16 protein-coding genes are annotated in these 18,106 nt (G+C 68.8%); 5 read left to right on the top strand and 11 right to left on the bottom strand.

Annotated features, from left to right (window positions below):
• Positions 1-19 precede the first annotated feature (19 nt).
• From ACZLZY_RS19150 to ACZLZY_RS19140, 3 genes are read left to right on the top strand one after another with little or no spacing between them, the layout of a single operon-like run.
• On the top strand, positions 20-1,159 hold the full coding sequence (locus tag ACZLZY_RS19150; protein ID WP_472935639.1) for a glycosyltransferase: 1,140 nt from the start codon (positions 20-22) through the stop codon (positions 1,157-1,159).
• Positions 1,156-1,848 (top strand): hypothetical protein, encoded by a 693-nt coding sequence (locus tag ACZLZY_RS19145; RefSeq protein ID WP_472935638.1) that lies wholly within the window; start codon positions 1,156-1,158, stop codon positions 1,846-1,848. The genes ACZLZY_RS19150 and ACZLZY_RS19145 overlap by 4 nt, the downstream gene beginning before the upstream one ends.
• On the top strand, positions 1,841-3,025 hold the full coding sequence (locus ACZLZY_RS19140) for a glycosyltransferase family 2 protein (protein ID WP_472935637.1): 1,185 nt from the start codon (positions 1,841-1,843) through the stop codon (positions 3,023-3,025). The genes ACZLZY_RS19145 and ACZLZY_RS19140 overlap by 8 nt, the downstream gene beginning before the upstream one ends.
• On the opposite strand, the gene ACZLZY_RS19135 is transcribed toward ACZLZY_RS19140, so the two are convergent.
• The 9 genes from ACZLZY_RS19135 to ACZLZY_RS19095 form a co-directional block, all read right to left on the bottom strand.
• On the bottom strand, positions 2,940-4,286 hold the full coding sequence (locus tag ACZLZY_RS19135; RefSeq protein ID WP_472935636.1) for a PIG-L family deacetylase: 1,347 nt from the start codon (positions 4,284-4,286) through the stop codon (positions 2,940-2,942). The two genes, ACZLZY_RS19140 and ACZLZY_RS19135, sit on opposite strands and share 86 nt — an antisense overlap.
• Positions 4,283-5,395 carry an acyl-CoA dehydrogenase family protein gene (locus ACZLZY_RS19130; RefSeq protein ID WP_472935635.1) on the bottom strand — a complete coding sequence of 371 codons (1,113 nt, stop codon included), beginning with the start codon at positions 5,393-5,395 and terminating at the stop codon, positions 4,283-4,285. Before ACZLZY_RS19130 ends, ACZLZY_RS19135 begins: the two co-directional genes overlap by 4 nt.
• A 261-nt stretch (positions 5,396-5,656) precedes the next feature.
• Positions 5,657-6,463: a Crp/Fnr family transcriptional regulator gene (locus ACZLZY_RS19125; RefSeq protein ID WP_472935634.1), complete on the bottom strand. Its 807-nt coding sequence runs from the start codon at positions 6,461-6,463 to the stop codon at positions 5,657-5,659.
• A 182-nt stretch (positions 6,464-6,645) separates the two neighbouring features.
• The gene (locus tag ACZLZY_RS19120; protein ID WP_472935633.1) at positions 6,646-8,199 is read right to left on the bottom strand and encodes a cryptochrome/photolyase family protein; all 1,554 of its coding nucleotides are present in this window, start codon (positions 8,197-8,199) and stop codon (positions 6,646-6,648) included.
• A gap of 134 nt (positions 8,200-8,333) precedes the next feature.
• Positions 8,334-10,067, bottom strand: coding sequence for an acetyl/propionyl/methylcrotonyl-CoA carboxylase subunit alpha (locus ACZLZY_RS19115; protein WP_472935632.1), 1,734 nt, complete (start codon positions 10,065-10,067; stop codon positions 8,334-8,336).
• A 28-nt stretch (positions 10,068-10,095) separates the two neighbouring features.
• Positions 10,096-11,706: a 5-oxoprolinase subunit B/C family protein gene (locus ACZLZY_RS19110; RefSeq protein ID WP_472935631.1), complete on the bottom strand. Its 1,611-nt coding sequence runs from the start codon at positions 11,704-11,706 to the stop codon at positions 10,096-10,098.
• Between the two features lie 8 nt (positions 11,707-11,714).
• Positions 11,715-12,521 (bottom strand): putative hydro-lyase, encoded by an 807-nt coding sequence (locus tag ACZLZY_RS19105; RefSeq protein WP_472935630.1) that lies wholly within the window; start codon positions 12,519-12,521, stop codon positions 11,715-11,717.
• Positions 12,518-13,297 (bottom strand): LamB/YcsF family protein, encoded by a 780-nt coding sequence (locus ACZLZY_RS19100; RefSeq protein ID WP_472935629.1) that lies wholly within the window; start codon positions 13,295-13,297, stop codon positions 12,518-12,520. Before ACZLZY_RS19100 ends, ACZLZY_RS19105 begins: the two co-directional genes overlap by 4 nt.
• A 13-nt stretch (positions 13,298-13,310) precedes the next feature.
• Positions 13,311-14,540 (bottom strand): NRAMP family divalent metal transporter, encoded by a 1,230-nt coding sequence (locus ACZLZY_RS19095; protein ID WP_472935766.1) that lies wholly within the window; start codon positions 14,538-14,540, stop codon positions 13,311-13,313.
• 411 nt (positions 14,541-14,951) lie between these two features.
• Between ACZLZY_RS19095 and ACZLZY_RS19090 the strand changes: the two genes are divergently transcribed.
• Positions 14,952-15,620 carry a GntR family transcriptional regulator gene (locus ACZLZY_RS19090; protein WP_472935628.1) on the top strand — a complete coding sequence of 223 codons (669 nt, stop codon included), beginning with the start codon at positions 14,952-14,954 and terminating at the stop codon, positions 15,618-15,620.
• A 73-nt stretch (positions 15,621-15,693) separates the two neighbouring features.
• Here the strand turns inward: ACZLZY_RS19090 and ACZLZY_RS19085 are convergent, their stop codons facing one another.
• Positions 15,694-16,038: a hypothetical protein gene (locus ACZLZY_RS19085; RefSeq protein WP_472935627.1), complete on the bottom strand. Its 345-nt coding sequence runs from the start codon at positions 16,036-16,038 to the stop codon at positions 15,694-15,696.
• 97 nt (positions 16,039-16,135) lie between these two features.
• Between ACZLZY_RS19085 and ACZLZY_RS19080 the strand changes: the two genes are divergently transcribed.
• Entirely contained in the window at positions 16,136-17,071 is a 936-nt protein-coding gene (locus tag ACZLZY_RS19080) for a LysR family transcriptional regulator (protein WP_472935626.1), read from the top strand.
• A 116-nt stretch (positions 17,072-17,187) separates the two neighbouring features.
• Here the strand turns inward: ACZLZY_RS19080 and ACZLZY_RS19075 are convergent, their stop codons facing one another.
• On the bottom strand, positions 17,188-18,093 hold the full coding sequence (locus ACZLZY_RS19075; RefSeq protein WP_472935625.1) for an EthD domain-containing protein: 906 nt from the start codon (positions 18,091-18,093) through the stop codon (positions 17,188-17,190).
• Positions 18,094-18,106: the final 13 nt, after the last annotated feature.

The following is an 18,106-nucleotide window of genomic DNA, read 5'->3' as shown; positions in this document are numbered from 1 at the left end:
TACACCGGAGAACTGCCCTTTGCTGAAGCCGATTTCCTTCTTCGTCCATCACCAGGGCCGGGGACACGCCAACCGGACGATGGCGCTGATTTCCGAGTTCTCCCGGGAGCGCCCGGTCTCCGTCATGACGGCGGGCCCACATCTCTTCGACGGCTTCAGCCGCGACATCGAGATCATCACGCTGCCCGACATGATCGGCGCGGCGGTGCCGACGCCCCGGCTCTTCGCCGAGCCGACGCCGCAGGTGATGCACTGCGTGCCGCTCGGCCTGTCGGCCATGCGCAAGACGATGCGCGGCATCATCGACCATCTCGACGACCGCGAGGTCGGCCTCTTCGTCGTCGACGTGTCCTCGGAAATCGCCATGCTGGCGCGCATCGCCAGCTGCCCGGCGGTCCAGATCCGCATGCACGGCGACCGGCTGGACATCGGCCATATCGGTTCCTACGAGTCCTCGGTCGGCATGCTGGCACCGTTCGACGAGCGGCTGGAGCAGGACGACTATCCCGCCCATTTGCGCGCCAAAACCGTCTATACCGGCGGACTGTGCACGACGGTCGGGAAGATCCCCTCCAAGGCCGAGGCCCGGCAGAAGCTGGGTCTCGACCCCGAAAGGGAAGTCATCGTCGTCGTCACCGGCGGGGGTGGCAGCGGCACGCCGCTCGCGCCGCTGACGGTGGCGGCCAGAGCTGCCCCGAACGCGCTCTGGCTGACCGTCGGCCCTACCCATCGCGAGGGCCACGAGACCGACTTCTCGAACCTTCGCGAACTCGGCTGGGTGCCGGATGTCACCGACTACCTCGTCGCCGCCGACATCGTCATCGCCTCGGTCGGCGACAACACCATCCACGAGATCGCCCGCGTCGAGCAGAAGCTGATCGTCTTTCCCGAGTGGCGCTATTTCGGCGAGCAGGTCCGCAAGGCGGAAGAACTCGTGAAGCTCGGCACCGCCGTCAGCGCCCCGGCCTGGCCTGGAGATCTCACCGGCTGGCAGGAACTCCTGGCGCGGGCGCGTCAGCTCGACGGCAAACGGCTCGGCACGCTCTACGACCCCGATGCCGCGCGGCGCGGCGCAAGCTGGCTCGAGTCCCTCACCGACGAGCTCTGGGCGGGGGCGCCGGCGAGCGGATCTCAGACAGCCGGAGAGAGCGCCGCATGAGCACCGGCGGCGACGGCACTGCGGCCGCTGGATCGACCCTCGTCACCGTGCTGCGCAGCGGCGGGCGCTACGACAGGACATGGGTGGAGCGGCTGGCGCTCGGCGCACGCCGGTTTGCCGGCGTCCAGCAGATCGTTTGCCTGACGGACGTGGCCTTCCAGGCCGATGGCATCGAGGTCGTCCCCCTCCGCCACGACTGGCCGGGCTGGTGGTCGAAGATGGAGGCCTTCCGGCCGGGGATCGCGGAGGGCGTCACGCTGCTTTGCGACCTCGACACCGTGTTTGCCGGCGATGCGTCCGCTCTGTCCGAACCGGGCCTTGCCGCCATGGCCGACCATTTCCACCGCGACCGGCTCTCCAGCGCGCTGATGCGCTGGGACGGCGACGAACTCGCCTTCCTCTACGAGACTTTTGCCGCCGATCCGGAGCGGTGGATGACGCCAGGATCCTGCGGCACCGTTCCGAATGCCGTCCATGGCGATCAGGTGGTGATCGACCATCTCCTGCGCGGGAAAGGGCTGACACCCCGCCCTCTCCAGTCGCTCTACCCCAATCTCCTCGACTTCTATGGTGCGGAGAAAACGCGTTTCGGTCCGGTCGTCGTGTTCATCGGGGACGCCAAGCCGGACGTCGGCAATGACGTGATCCAGTCCCTCTGGCGCGGCGAAAGCGTTTTGGCCGATGCGTGACGCCCCGGACTTTGCCACCCTGACGCCGGCCGACGACGGTCTGCTCGGGCTTGTCGCGACGGATTTGCCGATGGAGCGGCTGCGCTTTGCCGGCGACCCTTCCGCTCTGGCGGGGTCCGCCTTCATCGCTTGTGTCCCCGCCTGCAACGAGGAGGATTGGATCGAAAGGTGCCTCGCGGCGCTCGACGCCGATCTGGCCGATGGCGACGCCATCCTCCTTCTCGCGAACGGCTGCACGGACGCCACCATCGCCAAGGCGGCCGCCGTGATGGCGCAGCTCCGCCGTCCGTCGCTCCTCGTGGAATGCCGCTGGCAGGCCGGCCAAGGCAGCGCCCCGCGCGCCCGCCGCCTGGTGCTGGACATTGCGACCGGCCTCGCCCCGCAAGCCATTCTCCTGTCCATCGACGGCGATACCATCGTGCTGCCGGGCCTTCGCGCTGCCTATGAGAGCGAGTTCCGGCACGGCTATGATCTCGTCTGCGGTCGCATCGGCTTCATTCCCGAGGAGGCGGCGCGGCTCCCGCCGGCCGATCCCGAGAGCGAGGCGATCATCCGCGAATACCGCGAGGCCTCACGTGAGATCGCGGCGCTGATCCAGCCCGACGCCGACAATCCCTGGCCGCACCACGGCAATATCGGCGGCGCCAACTTCGCCATGACGGGCGCCGCCTACCGCCAGATCGGCGGCTTGCCGATGCCGCCCTCCGGCGAAGACCGGGCCTTGCGGCGCCGCTTCGAGGCCTGCGGCTTGCGCATCCGCTACGCCAACGGGCCAAGGGTCGAGACATCGTGCCGCCTCATCGGGCGCGCCATCGGCGGACTGTCCGACGAGCTCAACCGCAACCGCACCGAGCCGAACCCGATCGTCGACGAGTTGCTGGAGCCGCCGGAAACTCTTTTGGAGCGCCTGCGCAGCCGAGCCGCGTTCCACGATGCGATAGACCCGGCCGGGCGGGAAGCGGCCCTCGCTGGTCTGGACTTGCCAGCCCCACGCATCCGGGACCTTGCCCTGTCCGGCGGCGAGACGGCCTGGCAGGCGGCCGAAGACGAGAGCCCTGCCCTCACGCGCCGCCGCCTGCGCTTGTCAGACCTCAGGGACCATCTGCCGGCACTGCGCCAGGCGCTCCTCGCCACTCGAAATGCTCGATGCAGTAGTCCGGCGTTTCCACCAGGCTGACAAGCACCGCAGCCTCTCCGAGACAAGCCGCGAAGACGTCGGTGGCGGCGCGCCCGCCGAGCGGCGTGTCGGTCGGTCCGAGATAGGAGACGACAAGGATGCCGGCCCCGGACTCGAGCCGGTGCGACAAGGCATCGACGAGCGCGGCAAGGTCCCTCTCGTCGAGAAAGTAGAGAACCTCCGACAGCACCACGAGATCGAACGGCCCCAGCGGCAGATCGCCGGGCATCCGGCCGGTCACGAAAGAGGCCCCCGGAACGGCGGCAGCCGTCGCCCGCGCCACGATCGCCGGCTCGCCGTCGACGCCGACCACCGTCTCGGCAGCCCCCGCTTCAAGGAGAAGCCTTGTCAGAAGCCCCTCCCCGCAGCCGATGTCGAGGGCGCGGCGGTAGCGCCGTCCTGCGAGGGCGCCGACGCTCGCTCGGCGCTTCTCCGCCTCGTAGGGCGAGGTCTTCGCATGCCAGGGATCGCCGCCCCCGGCATAGAGCCGGTCGAAATGAGCGGCGCCCGGCACTTCGCCCGGCATCGCCAGCCAGGCATAGCGCTCGCGCTCGTCGTTCTGGGCGTCGAGAAACCAGGGCGGCATGACGAACCCGCCGGGATCGTCGGTGACGACGCGGCCGAGCTGGCTTGCATGGCAGTCGATTGCTTGGCGCTTCAGCTCGACATTCGTGCGCACTCGAAACGGCGTCAGCCCGGCGCCGCTGAACGGCGCCTCCGGCGGCAGGCGCCGCGACCAGACCTCGTAGAAGAGGACGCGCAGGTCCGGCAAAAGCGCACGCACCGCCAGCGCCAGTTCTGCCGACGCATGGTGGTCGGGGTGCGGATCGTCGGGATGCGGTGCCGCAAGCGCCGTCGCGCCCAGCCGCTGGCAGAGCGCGGCAATCGTCTCGGCCGCGGCCGCAAAGCGCGGATCGCGGCCCGAGCCGCCGTCAGGCAGGCCGAGGCGCATAGTCTCGGTCGGCGGGCATCCGAGGACATTCATTGCCGCCGCCTGCTCGCGGGATCGCAGTTCCGCCATGCGCGCCGGCGGGAAGAGCCGGGAGGCGGGATGCGACGCATCGCCATCCGTTACCGCGACGAGCCCGACCGCGCGCCCCAACCGCCCGGCGGCGATCAGCAAGGCCGAGGCGCCGAGCGTCTCGTCGTCCGGATGCGGCGAAAGGACGACGAGCCCGCCGGGTCCGATCAGCCGCTTGGCGTCGGCTATCGGCGAGGCCTCGACGGCGGCGTTCCAGTCTCCGACCGTCGCGATGCTCACGACGTCAGTCCGGCGGCGAGCACGCGCCCGTGCTGCAGGAGGACGGCATCAGGATTGGCCTGACGGATGTAGACGGCGAGATCGCGCATCAGTGCCTCCGCGGGATGACCGATCGCGAAGGCGGAGAGCCCGAGGGCGCGTTCGGCGAGCGCGATGACCTCCATGGCGACCTCCTCGGTGAGCAGACGGCCATAGGCGGACAGCGCGACGACTTCGGCAAGTCCGGTCCCGTCCCCGTCGATGGGACGATAGGTTTCCACCCTTTCGGCCGCATCCTCGACCCAGAGGCGCACGGTCCGCGCCTTCAGGATCGCGCTGCCGATCCGCGCCATCTGGAGCGGATGGCCATCCCGGCCGCTTTCCTTCAGCGAAACCGCCATGATCTTGACGAGGGCCTCGATGGCACCGAGCTGGGCGGCCGCACAGCGCCAGATCCCGCCGACGAAATACGGCTCGCGCCGGTAATCGTCGGTCCCGCCGAGCAGCGCATCCTCGCCGATCTCCATGCCGGCGAAGTCATGCGTGCCAGAAGCCGATCCGCGCATGCCCCGCATGTTCCAGGAGGATCCGTCGCTCCGCGCGGCATCGTCGACATCGAGCAGCAGAAGCTGCATCGTGTTGTCCGGCTGATTGACCAGGACGATCGCCTTCGCGACCAATCCGGTCCCGGAAGCGTAGCGCTTGGCGCCGGACAGCTGCCAGGTCGCCGCGGATTCTACCGGTTGCAACGCGAGAGGCGGCGTCGCATCCGCGCCCCAGACGCCGAGGAGGCCGCCCTTCGACACGAGCTCGGCGGTCATATCCTGCTGTGCCGCCGTGCCGTAGAGACACACCAGCTGGACGGCATTGAGATGCCCCTCGAACAGCCGCGCCGCGTTCAGATCGATCCCGCCGACCGTCGTCAGCCATGCCAAGACGTCCTGCCAGCACGGCGCGTAGATCTGGCCGCCGCCAGGCTTCGGCCGCAGAAGACGTTCGGCCCCGATATGGGCCAGCAGCATGCCCAGCAGCGGACGGACATCGGAAGGCTCTCTCTCGGCAGCACAGGCCGCCAAAATGTCCTTGAGACCCTCGACGTCATCGAGGCCTGAAAGGGATTGTTTGAACACTGAAATTGGATGGTCTCCCGTACAATCTGGGTTGCGCGGGATGACCGCCCGCGCGGTTCTTCTCTTGAGATCTTCCGGCCTGCAGGCAGCACTGGCGAAGTCCGGCTTTTTGACAAACCGGAAAGGTCGGCATTCGATCCCGCCCGCTTGGTCGGCCGATCATCGTCACGCGCTGGCCCGGCGCCCCGTCGCGCAGAACGGCGCAGCCGCAAGTCAGGTCGCAGCTTCAGCATCGCCCCTGTCCCGGGCGACCGGCAAGGCTCAGGCTGAATCGCCCTCGGCGAGAAGCGGCGCGTGCTGGCGGTCAGCGCCCAGGCCGTCCGGCACCGAATAGGCATGGGCTCGATCCTGAAAGCTGTTCGGAATCAACCGCTCATACACCGCCTCGGGAATGCCGTAGCTGCGGCCGGCAATTTCTTCGAGGGCTTGTCGGTCGGTGATCTTGATGCTGCCGCGGGTGGCGCGGATCGCGTGCAGGCCCTCGAGCACGTGCGTTGCGCTGGTGATGCCGGCCCGGCGCACGTGCAGCATGCTGGCCAGGAGATCGTGCGTGATCTGCAGCTCGTCCCCCTCAGCGCGGTCATGATACATCAGGAGCCAGCGCGCTAGGCGCTCGTTGATCATCTGCGTCGTGGCGGCCAGAAGCGAGTGTTCGACCTGGACCTCGCAGGCCAGCACATATTTGCGCATGAGAACGGCAAGGTCGTCGTTGCGCGACATCGCCTCGATGAAGGGGTCGCGGGCGATCCGCAGGCCTTTTCCGCCGAACTGCATCTGGATCTTGTTGGTGGCGAAAGTCCCGCCCTGGACGATCGGCTTGCCGGTCATGCCCTCGGAGCCGATATGGCCGCTCTCCGCCATATCGCCGTCCCGGCCGACGATCATTCGCGCCGCGATCCCGCTCTCGAGGTAGATGATGTGCTCGATCGGGGCGTCCGGCAACTCGAGGACCATTCCGATCGGCAGTTCCACCGGCTCGAGATCCGGCGCCAGCAGCGAGAAGGCCTGTTCCGGTAGATTGCGGAGGAGGCGGTTCCGAACGGCGCTCTGTAGGATGTCTCGGCTCATGGATTCCCCATTCTGCAGAAGGTCTCTGGTTTCGGCCTGGCCTGCGATATTCTCGTCCATGCCGACGGGCCAACCCCGGCAAGCGGCATTTCCGGTCTAATGTCCGATCAGCCGCAGCCGCAGTTCTTGCGCGGCGAGCGCTGCGCCCGAACCGATCTATATGGGGCAGTGCGGGCGCAGGATCAGTCCCTGGCCCAGCCAGGGGCCGCCGGCGTCAGTCCGTCGAGGAAGGTTTTGGCGCTTTTGCGGTATTCCGCTTGCCGTGCATCATCGAAGCGGTTCCAGGTCGCGTACATGTTTCGCATGCGTTGATTGCCGGAGAACCGCTCCTCGTGCCGGGCGAGAAAGTCCCAATAGAGCGCGTTGAACGGACAGGCGTCGGGCCCGGTCTTCGCCTTCACGTCGTAGCGGCACCGGCCGCAATAGTCGGACATGCGGTCGATATAGGCGCCCGAAGAGGCATAGGGCTTGGAAGCGATCGCGCCGCCGTCGGCATACTGGCTCATGCCGATGACGTTCGGCAGCTCCACCCATTCATAGGCATCGAAGTAGACCACCAGGAACCAGTCGGAGATCGCCTTGGGGTCGATGCCGGCGAGGAGCGCGAAGTTGCCGAGCACCATCAGCCGCTGGATGTGGTGGGCATAGGCCTCGCGCCGGGTCTGCCCGACGCTCTCCTTGAGGCAGCGCATGTCGGTGTCGCCGGTCCAATAGAATTCCGGCAGCGGCCGCGTCGCCTTCAGCGCGTTGCGGTCCGCGAAGGCCGGCATGTCGCGCCAGTACATGCCGCGCATGTATTCGCGCCAGCCGATGATCTGGCGCACGAAGCCCTCGACCGAATTGATCTCGGCATCGCCCCGCTTGTAGGCGGCAACCGCCGCCTCGCAAACCTCGAACGGGCCGAGCAGGCCAAGGTTCAGGCAGAGCGACAGGCTGCTGTGGTAGAGATAGTCCTGCCCCGCGATCATCGCATCCTGGTAGCGGCCGAAGTCCGGCAGCGCGGTGTCGATGAACTTTTCCAGCGCCGTCAGCGCCTGGGCACGTGTCACCGGCAGGCCGAAAGGCTCAAGATCGCCGAAATGGTCCCCGAACCTCTTTGCCACCAGCGCCAGAACCTCGCGCGTGATCTCGTCGGGCTCGAAGCGTTCGGGCGCGGGGTAGTTGAGGCCGCGCGGCGGTGTCTTTCGGTTGTCGTGGTCAAAATTCCACTGGCCGCCCTCCGGCTTGCCGCCGGGGGTCATCAGGAGCCCGGTCTGCCGGCGCATGTCGCGGTAGAAGAACTCCATGCGGAGCTCCTGGCGGTCCTTGGCCCAGAGGGCAAACGCCGGCAGCGAACAGATGAAGCGGTCGTCCTCAAGAATCTCGACCGGCAGGCCGGTGCGCCCGGCCCATCGGTCCTGCTCTTCGCGGACGCGGTACTCCGCCCCCTCGACGACGCGGATGGCAGAAGTGCCGTGCCGCTTCGCCGCGCGCTCGACCTCGCCCGTAAAACTCTGGCTGTTCCCCTCGGTGTCGAGCTTGATGTAGTCGACCGTCCAGCCGTCTGCCCGCAGCGCCTCGGCAAAATGGCGCATGGCCGAGAAGATCAGCGCGATCTTCTTCTTGTGGTGGCGCACATAGGTCGCCTCGTCCCACACCTCCATCATCAGGACGACAGCGTCCGCGCGGTCGACATCGCGCAAGCTGGCGAGTGACATCGACAGTTGGTCGCCGAGAACGGGGATGAGAAGCGTCACGCCGGCATCACCCGGCGGGATCGCAGAAATCTAAACGCTGGCACCAGTTCCACCCCGCATCACACCCGGGGGGTCACATCCCTCCGGTCTCCACCTGCGAAGCGCAGATAGGGCAAGCGCGGAGGGCGCAAAGCTCAGCCGGCGATGCGGGCGATAACGGTACCGGCATCCTGGTAGGCGCCTTCCGCGGCCCCGCGGCGCATCTGCCCGCTGCGGTGGGCCAGCACCTGCGTCTCCATCTTCATCGCCTCCATGATGGCAACGACGTCGCCCTCCGCCACCGCGGCGCCCTCCTCCACCTTCCAGGCCTGCAGCGTGCCGGAGACCGGGGCGGCCAAAGCCTCGGCGTCCGCAGCCGCCGGAGCCGCGCCCGGGGCGGCCGGCGCCGACGCGCCGGAGAAGCCGAGACCGGCAATCAGGCTCTGCGGGATGACGATCCGCGACCGCCGGCCGTCGATCTCGACAAAGCCCTCGACGATCCCGGCCTCAGTGGGCCTTTCCGGCCGCATCGCCGCCTCCGGCATTTCGGCGAAATCGGTTTCGATCCAGCGGGTGTGCACCTTGAAGCCGTCCGCCCCAACGAAGTCCGCGCTCTCGATGGCGGCGCGGTGGAAGGGCAAGACGGTGGCAACGCCCTCGATGCGGAACTCGGCGAGCGCCCGCCGCGCGCGCGCCAGCGCTTCGCCCCGCGTGCGCCCGGTGACGATGAGCTTGGCCATCATCGAATCGAAGGTGCCGGGAATGGTCGAGCCGGTGACGACGCCGGTGTCGAGCCGGATGCCGGGGCCGGACGGCGGGTCGAAACGGGTGATGGTGCCAGGGGTCGGCAGGAAGCCGCGGCCGGGGTCCTCGGCATTGATCCGGAACTCGATGGAATGGCCGCGCGGCACCGGCGTCTCGGTGGTGGTGAGTGCGAGGCCCTCGGCGATGCGGAACTGCTCGATCACGAGGTCGAGCCCGGTGGTCTCCTCCGTCACCGGGTGCTCGACCTGCAGGCGAGTGTTGACCTCGAGGAACGAGATCGAGCCGTCGACGCCCAGCAGGAACTCGACCGTTCCGGCGCCGGTGTAGCCGGCTGCCGCGCAGATCGCGCGGGCGGCCTCGTGTATGCGGGCACGCTGCTCTTCGGTGAGGAAAGGCGCCGGGGCCTCCTCGACGAGCTTCTGGTTGCGCCGCTGCAGCGAGCAGTCGCGGGTGCCGACGACGTGGACGTGGCCGTGCCGGTCGGCCAGCACCTGCGCCTCGATATGCCGGGGACGGTCGAGAAAACGCTCGACGAAGCATTCGCCCCGGCCGAAGGCGACCACCGCCTCGCGCACCGCGGAGGCGAAGAGCTCGGGGATCTCCTCCATCGTGCGCGCCACCTTGAGGCCGCGGCCACCGCCGCCGAAGGCCGCCTTGATCGCCACCGGCAGGCCGTGATCGCGGGCGAAGGCGGTGACCGCTTCGGCATCGGCCACAGGGCCGTCGCTGCCCGGCACCAGCGGCGCGCCGACGCGCTCGGCGATGCGCCGGGCCTCGACCTTGTCGCCGAGCGCCTCGATGACAGCCGGGTCCGGCCCTATCCAGGTCAGCCCGGCCTCGATCACCGCCCGCGCAAAGCCGGCATTCTCGGACAGGAAGCCGTAGCCGGGATGCACGGCGTCGGCGCCGGCTCTTCGGGCGACGGCGATCAGCTTGGCAATGTCGAGATAGGTCTCGGCCGGGCTTTGGCCGCCGAGCCCATAGGCCTCGTCGGCCATGCCGACGAACAGCGCGTCGGCGTCGGCATCGGCGTAGACGGCGACCGAGGCGAGGCCGTAGTCACGGCAGGCCCGCACGATGCGGACGGCGATCTCACCCCGGTTGGCGATCAGGACTTTTTGCATGGAACGGGCCTCGATGGAGGGGACGGGGTCAGGCGGACCCGAGCGGCGCGATCTCGGCGAACGCCGTGATCGGGCGGAAACGGATGCGGGCGCCGACCGGGATCTGGGCGGCGAGGTCGAGATGGTATTCGGCGACGGTGGCGATGACGGGATAGCCGCCGGTCAAAGGGTGGTCGGCGAGAAACAGCACGGGCTGGCCGCTGTGCGGCACCTGGATCGCGCCGGTCGCGGTGCCCTCGCTCGGTAGTTCCGCAGCGTCGATGCGCTCCAGGCCAACCTCACCCGCAAGGCGGATGCCGACGCGGCTGGACTGTGGCGTGACGTCCCAGAGCTGGGCCGTCAGAGTCTCGATGCCGGAGGCGGTGAACCAGTCGGTGCGGGGGCCCATGACGACGTCGAGCGTCACCGTGTCGCCAGCGCTGGGCAGCGCGCCGGGCGCCACTTCCTCCAGCGAGACGCTCGCCCAGCCGGCAGTTGCGATCGGCCGGACGCCGAGGACGGCGCCGGCTGCGACCGGTTCGGGCCCGACCTTGGCCAGCGTGTCGGTGGACGCGCTCGCCAGAACCGGCGCGACGTCGAAGCCGCCGCGGACCGCAAGATAGGAGCGCACCCCGCCGGTGGGCCGGCCGATCTCGGCGACATCGCCCGGCTCCAGCGCGATCGCCCGATAGGGCTCGGCCTCGAAGCGTCGGCCAGCGGCATCGGTGACGGAGAGGCGGACGTCGGCGCCGGCGAGCGCCACGGTCAGGCGGCCGATCGCTTCGAAGCGGAAGCCGCCGAGCGCGATCTCGAGGCAAGGCGTTCCCGATGGATTGCCAACGGCGCGGTTCGCCGCCCTCAGCGCCCCGCGGTCGAGCGCCCCGGATGCCGAGACGCCTTGCCCGGTCTGGCCGGGCCGGCCGAGATCCTGGAACAGCGCCGGCATCGGCGCCGCCAGGACGCGGATGCCGAGATCGGGCGCGGGACGCTCCGTCTCCGCGCGGGCATCCGCCGATGGGGCTGCCTCGACCGCGGGCGCGGCACCTTGCGCCGCCATGTCGACGAAGCGCACGCGCGTGCCCGGCTCGAACAGCGCCGGCGGATCGCGCGACAGGTCCCACATCGCCAGCGGCGTCACGCCGATGATCTGCCAGCCGCCGGGACTCGCCTGCGGATAGACGCCGCTGAACTGTCCCGCGAGCGCCACCGCGCCAGCCGGAATGCGCGTGCGCGGGCTGCGGCGGCGCGGCACGTGGAGGGCGGAATCGCCGCCGACGAGGTAGCCGAAGCCCGGCGCGAAGCCGGTGAAGGCCACGGTGAACTCGCTCGCCGTATGGCGCCGGACGACCTCCTCGCGGGTGAGGCCGGTGAGCGCTGCGACCTCGTCCAGGTCCTCCCCGTCATAGCGGACGGGCACCTCGACCAGGCGATCGGACGGCGCCGGGCGGCCGCCGAGTTGCCGCGCCCGCAGGTCGGCCGCCAGGGCCTCGGCGCTGAGGTCGCCCGGGCGATAGCGGATCATCAAGGTGCGGGTCGCCGGCACCACCTCGTCGATTCCGGCGAGCGGGCTGACCTCCAGCGCGGCGAACAGCGCCAGCGTCTCGTCGAGATCGGCGAGTTCCACGAGGAGGGTCGTCAGGCTGACGGGCAGAAAGCGCATGCGGCTCCTCAGGCGTGGTAGGCGGTGTCGGGAATGTCGGTGATGAACATGTGGCCGGGCGCGTGGGTGATCGCGAAGGGCACGCGCGAGGCCATCACCGCGGCCTGTGGCGTCACCCCGCAGGCCCAGAACACCGGGATTTCGCCGGGCTCGATGCGGACGGGATCGCCGAAGTCGGGACGGCCGAGATCGGCGATGCCGAGCCGGCTGGGCTCGCCGACATGCACGGGCGCCCCGTGGACGGCAGGAAAGCGCCCGGAGATCGTCGCGGCGTCGGCGATGCGGTCGGCAGAGATCGGCCGCATCGAGACCACGAGATTGCCGTGCAGGCGGCCCGCCGGACGGCACGGCCGGTCGGTCAGGTACATCGGGACGTTGGTGCCATCGGCGATGTGGCGCATCTCGATGCCGGCTTCGACGAGCGGCGTCTCGAAGGTGAAGGAGCAGCCGATCAGGAAGGAGACGAGATCGGGATGCTCGGCCCAGGCGGCGCTGGCGTCGGCGGTCTCCTCGGCGAGCACGCCGTCGCGCCAGATGCGGTAGAGCGGCAGGTCGCGGCGAAGGTCCGCGCCTTCGGCCAGCACCGTCGCATGCGCGCCGGGGTCGCCGACGTCGAGCACCGGGCAGGCTTTCGGGTTGCGCTGGGCATAGAGCAGGAAATCGAAGGCCCAGTCGCGCGGCAGGACGATCATGTTGGCTTGCGTCAGGCCGGGCGCGATCCCGGCCGTCGGCGCGACCAGGCCGTCGCGGTACCGCCGGCGGGCGGCGCGTGCCGCCTCGATCGCCGCGGGGCCGGCCGCTGCCGCGCCCCTCATGCCGCGCCTCCTTCGGCGTGGACGAAGGATTGCAGCGTGACGCCCTCGGCCTCGAAGGTCCGGCGCAGCTGGCGGGCGATCTCGACGGCGCCGGGGCTGTCGCCATGCACGCAGATCGACTGCGCCTCGACGCGGACCACCGAGCCGTCGATCGCCTCGAGGACGCCCTCGCGCGCGAGCCGCAGCATGCGCTGCGCAATGAGCGCGGGATCGTGCAGCACAGCGCCGGCCTCGCGGCGCGAGACCAGCGCGCCTTCCGGCGTGTAGGCGCGGTCAGCGAAAGCCTCGGTGACGACGGAAAGCCCCGCTTCACGGGCGCGCTCGACCAGCGGCGAGCCCGCCAGCGCCATCAGCACCAGCGTCGGATCGGCGGCCTTGATGCCGGCGATGACGTCGGCGCCCTGGCGCGGATCGGCGGCGATGCGGTTGTAGAGCGCGCCGTGTGGCTTGACGTAGGTGACGCGGGTGCCAGCGGCGCGGGCGAGCGCCTGCAGCGCGCCGATCTGGTAGACGACGTCGGCGACGAGTTCGGCGCTGGCGACGTCCATGTCGCGCCGGCCGAAGCCGACGCGGTCGGGATAGGAGACGTGGGCGCCGACGGCGACGCCGCGCCCGGCCGCCGCCGTCAGCGTGCGCAGGATGCCGGCGGGATCGCCCGCGTGAAAGCCGCAGGCGACGTTGGCGGAGGTGACGACCGACAGCATCGCGTCGTCGTCGCCCATGGCCCAGGCGCCGTAGCCCTCGCCGAGATCACTGTTGAGATCGATGACAGCCATCGGAACTCTCTCCTTACATGCTCAGGAAGGCGAAGATCGGGCCGATCGACTTGTAGCCCATGTACCAGGTGAGCGCGGCGGTGATCACCCCGAGGATCAGCAGCCAGCGGGGATAACGGTAGCCGTCCATCAGGTCCTCGCGCTTCCAGGCGGCATACATGAAGATGCTGAGGCCGATGGGAAGGATGAGGCCGTTGAAGCCGCCGACGAACACCAGCAGCGCGGCCGGCGCCGTGCCGATGGCGAGATAGAGCGCCAGCGAGACCGCAATGAAGGCCACGGTGGAGAGATTGCGGCCGCGCTCGCCGATGGACGGCATGAAGGTCGAGAAGAAGGAGACAGAGGTATAGGCAGCGCCGATCACGCTGGTGATCGCGGCGGCCCAGAGAATGGCTCCAAAGATCCGCAGACCGAACTCGCCGGCGGCCGCCTGGAAGGCCTGGGCGGCAGGATTGGCCGCCTTGCCGGAAATGTCGATGGTGACGCCGCTGGCCACCACGCCGAGCACCGCAAGGAAGAGGACGTAGCGCATCACCCCGGTGACCGCGATGCCGGTGAGCGCCGCGCGCGTGACTGCGCCGAGATTCTCGCGGCCAACGGTGCCCTTGTCGAGCAGACGGTGGGCGCCGGCATAGGTGATGTAGCCGCCCACGGTGCCGCCGACGATGGTGGTGATCGTCGCGAAATTGATGGTGTCGGGCCAGACGGTCTGCCGGAGCGCCTCGCCGAGCGGCGGCGCGGAGACGATGGCGACGAAGAGGGTCAGCGCGATCATCATGATGCCGAAGAAGACGATGATGCGGTCTACCGCAACGCCGGCGCGCTTTGACAGAAAGATGGCGATGGCGACCAGGGCGCTGATGGCGCCGCCGATCTTCGGATCAAGTCCGGCCAGCGCGTTGAGCCCGAGGCCGGAGCCGGCGATGTTGCCGATATTGAAGATGAGGCCGCCGAAGATGACGAGGATCGCCAGGAGATAGCCGGAGCCGGGAATGGCGGCATTGGCGACGTCGGAGGCGCGCATGCGCGTCAGGGTGACGATCCGCCAGACATTCAGCTGGACGACGAAGTCGACCAGGATGGAGGCAAGGATGCCGAAGGCGAAGGCTGCGCCCATGCTTGCGGTGAAGGTCGCGGTCTGGGTGATGAAGCCGGGGCCGATGGCCGAGGTCGCCATCAGGAAGATGGCCGCGATCAGCGACCCCCGACGTTCCGACGCCGATTGAACGAGCGCCGGGACCACCTTGGCCGGGGCCAACCCCCGCTCACGAGGTCGCAAAACCGGCGAAGGGCTAGCAGGCTTTTCCATCGTTCACGCTCCGGCTGCAGACCGCCAAACCGGCCCTACCGAAACCTCGCTTGGTTCCCCTTCTCGGTCAATATTGTTCAACAAAACAAATTAGATTTTTGAAGAATATGCTGGTGCATGTCGCAGAGTGGTTCTGATCGCAGCACGATCTGCTCAAGAAATGCACCATCGCCCGAGCACTGCCGCCGCCAGGCCTTGTCCCGATCAGCCCTTTCGGCAACGGTAAAACCTTTACGGCGGGCGCCTGCCGCATCGATTCGCTTCGCTGTAAGAGGGTTGCAGGCGACGCGAAACCGGCCGTCATCGCCCCGCCGAACCGGCGCGAACTACTCCCGAAGGGGCCTGATGACCACGCGCGAAACACCGCTGACCCTCGCCCAGCGCCTGGCCGAGGCGCTGCGCGACAGACTGACGACGGGGGAGTTGAAACCGGGCGAGCGCCTTTCGGAAGCCGCGCTCAGCGCCAGCTTCGCGGTGTCGCGCAACACGCTGCGTGAGGTTTTCCGCCTGCTGACGATGGAGGGTCTTCTTCGCCACGAGCCGAATCGCGGAGTCTTCGTCGCGACGCCCAGCATGGGATCGATCCTCGACATCTACCGCGTGCGCCGGATGATCGAGGGGCAGGCGCTGGCCAAGGCCTATCCCAAACACCCGGCCGTCGCCCGCATGCGCCAGGCGGTGGAGACCGCCTTGATGTGCCGCGAGAAAGCCGACTGGGCCGGCGTCGGCAGCGCCAACATGCTGTTCCATGCGGGGATCGTCGAGCTCGCCGACAGCGCGCGGCTCAGCGTCTTCTACGCCCAGGTGGCCGCCGAACTGCGGCTCTGCTTCGGCCTGCTCGACGATCCGGAGTTCCTGCACGCTCCTTACATCGGCATGAACGCGGCGATCCTCGAGCGGCTGGACGCCGGACAGCCCGGCGAGGCGGCCGCCTTGCTCGACACCTATCTCGTCCAGTCCGAGCGCACGATCCTTGCCGCCTTCTCGCGGCTCGGCACGGGGCCGGCGGCGTAGCGGCCGTACCAAAAGGTTCGGGCCCGGCCACCGAAACCGGTCGCCGGGCCCGAAATGCCGTCGCGGAGCGCGATCAGTAGGCGAGCGCCGCCTTGCGAACGAGCAAGACGTCGGCCTCGCGGGCGATCTCGACCTCGACGGGCTCGAGGCCGGCCTCGCCGGCGGCCGAGAGCATGAGGCTCTGGCCTGATGCGAGAACCGCCACCATCCGGATCGGTGTCGCGGCTTCGCCTTGGGAGAGCGTGGTCACGACACGGAATCCGTCGCGCTCGACGGTGTAGTAGGCATTACCCGCAACGCTCCCGAGGTCGATGTTTACCGCCTGCACCGGCTTAATGCCGTCGGCATGAGCGACGCCGGCAAGGGGGAGGCCGGAGAAGGTGAGGCTTGCGACGTGGAGAAGGCTGCGGATCGACATGGGAGACATCCTTTGGTCTGGAACAACGGGGCGATGCCGTCGCCCCGTGACCAGGACTATGCTAGATCCCAAACTATCGATCAAACTGATTGGATTCATGATGGCCACCGATGGCATCAATTTATCCCGCCTGGACCTCAATCTCCTAGTCCACCTCGAGGCGCTGCTGACCGAGCGGAGCGTCACCCGCGCGGCAGCGCGCGTCGGGCTCGGCCAGTCCGCCATGAGCCACAACCTCGCCCGTCTGCGCGATCTCTTCCGCGACGAGTTGTTGACCCGCGGCCCGGACGGCATGCAGCCGACGCCGCGCGGCCAGGCGCTGCTGGAGCCGGTGCGCGATGCCCTCGCGCAGGTTCAGGCGCTGATGGCGCGCGGCCGGGACTTCGATCCCGGTACCGCGCGGCGGACCTTCCGGGTGGGCCTCCCCGACAGCCTGGAGATCCTGATCATCCCGGCGCTCCTTGCCCGCCTCCGGCGGGTCGCGCCGCGGGTGCACCTCCGGCTGCACAGCATCGACACGTCGCGCCTGCTGCAGGATCTCGATACCGACCGGATGGACCTCGCCATCGGCTATGGCGACTTCTCGGAAGGGCAGACGCACCACAAGCGGCGGCGCCTCTTCTCGGAAACCTACCAGTGCATGTTCAATGCGGAGCTCACCGGCATTTCCGGCCAGATCTCGCTCGAGGACTATGTGCGGCTGCCGCACATCCTGACCAGCCTCCGACACGGGCTCGGCGGACGCGGGGTGGTCGACGACGCGCTGGACAGCCTCGGCCTCAAGCGGACCGTCGTCCTGATCTCGCCGCGCTTCCTCGCCGTCCCCTACATGGTCGCGCGGTCGGCGGTGGTGGTGACCATGCACACCCGCATCGCCCAGATCTTCTCGGCCGAGCTCGGCCTCAGCCTCAGCCCGCCGCCGATTGCGCTGTCGGACATCGAGGTTTCCGCGCTCTGGCACGCCTCCTATGACCGGGATGCCGGCCATGCCTGGCTCCGGCAGATGGTGTCCGAGGTGGTCGCCGAGCTCTGAGCCGGCGCGGGCCCATCGGCATGCCCGCCGGAGCGTCTCCGGCCCCGTCTGCGGCTCCGGCCCGCCGGAGGACGGCCGCGGGGGTCCGCGCGGGATCCCTGCGGCCGAAGCTCGCGTCAGAGATGCCCGTCGAGCAGCAGCCGGCGGACATCGTCCTCCACCTGGTTGGTCGCGCCCAGCCGTTCGATCAGCTGCGCCGGACGGCTTCCCCGGAGGCCGGCGACCGTCAGCGTCTTGTCGCGGACATAGGTGTAGACGCCGCTGACGGCGAAGGCGGACGCCCGGGCGATCTCGGCCTTCTGGCCCTCGATCGTCCGCTTGAATGCTTCGGACGCGTAGAACTGGCGACGCGTCAGCGGCGTCTCGAAGGCGAGCTCCAGGATGGCGACGAGGGCACGCTCCGGCGGCACGAGATGGTCGACATTGGGCGCCGGGGGTGCGGGTTCGGCATTGTCGTAGCGCTCCGGCAGATGCAACCGGACCTTCAGCACCGACGCGTCCGAGGCCAGGGTTTCGGCGAGCCGCGCCATGTAGGCACCGAAGGCCTTGGCGTCGTCGTTCCTGGCGCCGAAATGCACGTGCAGGCGGTCGAGGCCGTCATCTTCATTCGGTATCGGGTCGGCAACGCGGTCGAGCAGCGTCTGCGAGCCCTTCGGCAAGGCATAGGCAACGGTCGCGGCAAACATGTTCTGCTCGTCGGCGAAAAGGATCGGACAGGCCTCGTTGAACTCTGCCTGATCCTCGGCCGAGGCAAAACCGATCTCGACGCCGCCGTCGAGGACATAGTCGTCGAACGGCTTGATCCCCTCGATCTCCGGCCAGAGATGGGCGTCCTGCTCGCGGTCGAAGTGGTTTTGCACGTACCAGCCGAGCCCCGGAATTCGGGAACACAGCGGCCCGTGCACGTCCCGCCAGTAGGTCGCGAAGATCTCGTGCGGCACGCTCGGCCGACGCAGGACGGTCGTGTAGCTGTTGATCGCAATCGCCGTATCGCGGTCGGCGTAGTTGGTGGGGGTGGACATGTCGGGTTTCCTG

It is taken from the genome of Mesocryomonas lacus (assembly GCF_055730135.2).
This window is presented reverse-complemented; position numbering and strand designations above follow the sequence as displayed.